The sequence below is a fragment of the Sphingopyxis sp. UBA6723 genome (genome assembly GCF_002454115.1).
In the GTDB taxonomy this organism is placed as follows: Bacteria; Pseudomonadota; Alphaproteobacteria; order Sphingomonadales; family Sphingomonadaceae; genus Sphingopyxis.
In genome coordinates this window covers 8,884-12,584 of record NZ_DKIH01000002.1, presented here as the reverse complement: position 1 = coordinate 12,584, position 3,701 = coordinate 8,884, and the positions used below count along the sequence as shown (strand labels likewise).

General features: G+C 64.9%; 6 protein-coding genes. 2 read left to right on the top strand and 4 right to left on the bottom strand.

Annotation, left to right across the window (positions count from 1 at the left end):
- Positions 1-48 precede the first annotated feature (48 nt).
- From B4F07_RS00375 to B4F07_RS00360, 4 genes are all read right to left on the bottom strand, one after another.
- Positions 49-801, bottom strand: a complete 753-nt coding sequence (locus tag B4F07_RS00375) for a hypothetical protein (RefSeq protein WP_293700929.1) — start codon at positions 799-801, stop codon at positions 49-51.
- Between the two features lie 86 nt (positions 802-887).
- Positions 888-1,328, bottom strand: coding sequence for a DUF1330 domain-containing protein (locus B4F07_RS00370; RefSeq protein WP_293700928.1), 441 nt, complete (start codon positions 1,326-1,328; stop codon positions 888-890).
- Positions 1,328-1,876 (bottom strand): GNAT family N-acetyltransferase, encoded by a 549-nt coding sequence (locus tag B4F07_RS00365; RefSeq protein ID WP_293704333.1) that lies wholly within the window; start codon positions 1,874-1,876, stop codon positions 1,328-1,330. The genes B4F07_RS00370 and B4F07_RS00365 overlap by 1 nt, the downstream gene beginning before the upstream one ends.
- 181 nt (positions 1,877-2,057) lie before the next feature.
- Positions 2,058-2,447, bottom strand: coding sequence for a glycine zipper 2TM domain-containing protein (locus B4F07_RS00360; protein WP_293700926.1), 390 nt, complete (start codon positions 2,445-2,447; stop codon positions 2,058-2,060).
- Between the two features lie 181 nt (positions 2,448-2,628).
- Between B4F07_RS00360 and B4F07_RS00355 the strand changes: the two genes are divergently transcribed.
- Together B4F07_RS00355 and rarD are read left to right on the top strand one after the other, a co-directional pair.
- Positions 2,629-2,850, top strand: a complete 222-nt coding sequence (locus tag B4F07_RS00355; protein ID WP_293704331.1) for a hypothetical protein — start codon at positions 2,629-2,631, stop codon at positions 2,848-2,850.
- A 28-nt stretch (positions 2,851-2,878) separates the two neighbouring features.
- On the top strand, positions 2,879-3,701 hold an 823-nt coding region (rarD, locus tag B4F07_RS00350; protein WP_293704329.1), incomplete at its 3' end, for an EamA family transporter RarD.

Genomic DNA, 3,701 nt, shown 5'->3' with positions numbered 1-3,701 from the left:
TTCGCGAACGGTCCCCCTCCCCATAGCTGCGCCACAGGGAGGATCTTGTTACTTCCCGCCCGAGGCCACCAGATCGACGTCGGTCATGCCGCCGTCGCGCCGCGCCATGATGACGTAAGCGAAGTCGCCCTTGGTGCCGCCCAGCATATGTTCGTTACCGTTGACGCGGTGGTCGCTGGTGTAACCCGCGCGGATCGCCATCGTGTGATAATAGTCGAACACGCCCTGGATCGACGCCGCGGTCTGGAAATTGACGACGCGGATGTTGCACTTGCCGCCAGCAACGCCCGCAGCTTCGCGCAGCGTGGCGCGCGGATAGACTTTGAAAGCGGCGGGCAGGCGATCGGCCCAGGCGTTGCCATAGGTCAGCTTGGCGTCGCAGCCGCCGCCCTTTTGCTGATCGCGGGCGAGCGCACCGATCGTGACGGGGCGCGGCTTGGCTTCGCAGCCATCGCAGCCCGCTTCCATTGGAAGCGCCTTGGGCGCGGCGAGCAGCTTGCCCGCCTTGAGCGCCGCCGCGGCTTCGGCGACGGTCGCGGCCTTGCCGCCCGCGACGCCCGGAACGCCGCCGTCGACCGGGCGGTTGCCCGGACCAACGGCATTCTGGTTCGCCTGACCCGCAAGCTTGGGGTCGACCATGATCTTGTCTTCGAGCGCGCCCTTGACCGCGGGGTCGGCGTTGGTCAGCCCGTCGTCGAGCGGCGCGAGCTCGGACTTTGCTTCGGGGTTGTCCCGGCACCCGGCGAGCGGGGCTGCCGCCATCAGCAGGCCGGTGACCAGCCATTTTCCGCGCAACATCATCGCTAACACTCCCTTAATCTTTGACCCGGATTGCCCGATCCTGGTTAAAAAGGCGCAAAGAAAATGCGTTAACGGGTAACGCTTTGTTAGCCGAAAACTGTGCCGGAGCGAGACGCTTTCGGGTTGCAGCGGATCAGCCGCGAGGTTTCGACCGCCGCCTGGCGATGAATGACGGCCTGCCGATAGACTGGGTCGGTGACCATTTCCATGAAGGCGGCGCTGGTCGGATATTCGGCGATAAACATGGCGTCCCAATGCTCGGCATCGGGGCCGATTACCATCGCTTCCATCGTGCCGCGCCAGACGATGCTGCCGCCGACGCGGTGGAACACCGGGCCGCTGTCGGTGCCATAATGGGCATAGGCTTCGGCGCCGGTCAGCGCGTTCCCGGCCAGCGGATGATCGGCGGGATAGGCCGCCGCGGCCTTGAAGCGGACGAGGTTGAGCATATGGATCGGGGTATCGCGCGGCAGCGCCTTGAACGCGTCGAATTGCGCGCGTTCGGGGTCGACATGCTGGTCGGGCATCAGAGGAACTCCTTGCGCTTCACCCGCCACGCCTCGGCGCTCTGCGTCCAGGCATCGACCGGTGCGTCTTCGAAGGGCGCGGGCAGGCGGGTCGGGCCGCTGTTCGTCGCCCCCAGCCGCGCCGCCAGTGCTTGCGAGCGCGTGTTGGCGGGGTCGATGCTGTGCATCAGTTCGGGCCATTTCAGAAATTCGACGGCAAAATCGCACGCGGCGATGCAGCCTTCAAACGCATAGCCTTTGCCCGCGAATTTGGCGCGCACACCATAACCGATTTCGGGCGCCGGCCAGCCGTCGGGCTCCCACGGGCCGAGCCGCCCGACCCATTCGCCGCTTTCGCGCTCGATGACCGAGAACATCGAAAAGCCGCGAATGTGCCACGCCCCGGCCAGCGTACACCAGATGCGCCACGCCGCGGCGCGCGGGCAGGTGCCGCCAATGAATTGCATGGTGTCGGGCTCGGCGCACATTTCGGAAAAGGCGTCGAAATCCTCGGCCGAAGGGGGGCGCAGGATGAGCCGTGGGGTAACGAGCAGGGGGCCGTTGAGCATGATGATCCTCTCCCGGAAACAGGAGGGGCTTTTGCGGCAAGCGGCCGGGACGGGCAAGAGGCAAGCGCGCGTGAAGCAAGCACGCGGTCGAGGGCGCCGACGACCAGGTCGACGCCCTCTTCCATCTACGTTTGCGGGCGGAGGGGTCTCGGACCCGCAATCGAGACGGTAGCTCTATCGCTTAGCGGCAGCGATATTTGTCGCGGTCGATCTCGCGGCCTAGCAGGGCGCCTGCGCCCGCGCCGATCACGGTGCCGAGCAGCTTGTCGCCGCGACCCGCGATTTCGTTACCGGCCAGGCCACCAACGGCGCCGCCGATCAACAGGCCGGTCGTGCCATTGTCCTTTTTGCAGCGATAACGCCCATCGCCATCGCGCCACACGCGGGTGTTCGCATTGACCCGCTGGTCATGATAATGGCGCTTCTTGCGCTTATGAAAGCCGCTCGACTGCTCAAGCTGATGAAAGCCTTCGGCCTTGGCCGGGGCCGCGATGCCGGCATACGCCGGCGCGGTCAGCGCGACGCTGGCGGCGGCCAGTGCGCCCATCAGGCTCTTGTTGAAACTACGCATCTTATATCCTTTCCTGGTGCCGCGCCTTGTACCGCATGACGGCACTGGGCGCTTCGACAAGGGAAACGATCAGGGTCCGGATCGCGTTGCATGAACCCGAGGCAACAAGACGAAGCGAGTGTTATCATCGACGAACCGAAAGGCACTTGCCGCATGGGCGACGGCGTGCGACAACCCTGAAATGCTCAATATTGCCTCGCTCGTCATCGGCGCCATCGCCTTGGTTTTGGCCGTTTTTGCTTTCATCCCATTGCTCGGCTGGGCGAATTGGGTGATTGTGCCCTTTGCGGTCGTTGGGCTGGCACTAGGCGCGATGTCGAGCAGCACCAGCGGGCGCAATTTGAACATCGTCGTGATCGTCATCGGCGTCATTCGCCTGATGCTGGGCGGCGGCATCATCTGATTTTCGGCCGAAAGGCAGGCTTCCCGCAATGAACCAGCCGACCGCCCCCGCGGCGAGCCCGCAGCGCGGCTTGCCCTATGCGTTGGGTGCCTATGCGATCTGGGGCTTTGTTCCGCTGTTCTTCAAACTGTTGGAGACGGTGCCGCCGGTCGAGGTGCTGGCGCAGCGCATCGTCTGGTCGCTGCCGCTGTGCTTCGTCATCATGGCGTTCCGGCGCCAGATCGGCGAGTATCTGTCGGCGCTGAAAGATTGGCGCGTGCTGCGGCTGCTGCTCGCCAGTTCGTTGCTGATTGCGCTCAACTGGCTGGTCTATATCCACGCGGTATTTACCGACCATGTGTTGGCGGCGAGCCTGGGCTATTATCTCAACCCGCTGGTCAATGTGTTGCTCGGCATGATCTTCCTCGGCGAGCGATTGTCGCGATTGCAGGCGGTCGCAGTGGTCATCGCGGCGATCGGCGTCGCGATCCTGCTGGCGGGGGCGCTGGACACGCTGTGGATCAGCCTGACGCTGGCGCTCAGTTTCAGTGCCTATGGGCTGATCCGCAAAGTGGTGGCGGTGGGGTCGCTGCCGGGGCTGGCGATCGAGACGACGCTTTTGTTGCCGCTGTCGGCCGCGGCGGCGGGCTATTATCTGTGGATCGGCGACGGGCGCGGCTTTGGCGCGGACGGCGAGACCAGCTGGCTGCTCGCCGCGGCAGGGGTGGTCACCGCGGTGCCGTTGCTGCTGTTCGCAACTGCGGCGCGGCGGATGAGCTATGCGGCGCTAGGCTTTGTCCAGTATCTGGCGCCCAGCATCGTTTTCCTGCTCGGGCTGTTCGTTTTTGGTGAGCCGCTCAAACCGGCGCAGC

What these genes read in the sequence shown, in the direction of transcription:
- B4F07_RS00360 (WP_293700926.1), bottom strand. Translation starts at nt 2,447, where the DNA reads ATGCGTAGTTTCAACAAGAGCCTGATGGGCGCACTGGCCGCCGCCAGC.
- B4F07_RS00370 (WP_293700928.1), bottom strand. Translation starts at nt 1,328, where the DNA reads ATGCCCGACCAGCATGTCGACCCCGAACGCGCGCAATTCGACGCGTTC.
- B4F07_RS00365 (WP_293704333.1), bottom strand. Translation starts at nt 1,876, where the DNA reads ATGCTCAACGGCCCCCTGCTCGTTACCCCACGGCTCATCCTGCGCCCC.
- B4F07_RS00355 (WP_293704331.1), top strand. Translation starts at nt 2,629, where the DNA reads ATGCTCAATATTGCCTCGCTCGTCATCGGCGCCATCGCCTTGGTTTTG.
- B4F07_RS00375 (WP_293700929.1), bottom strand. Translation starts at nt 801, where the DNA reads ATGATGTTGCGCGGAAAATGGCTGGTCACCGGCCTGCTGATGGCGGCA.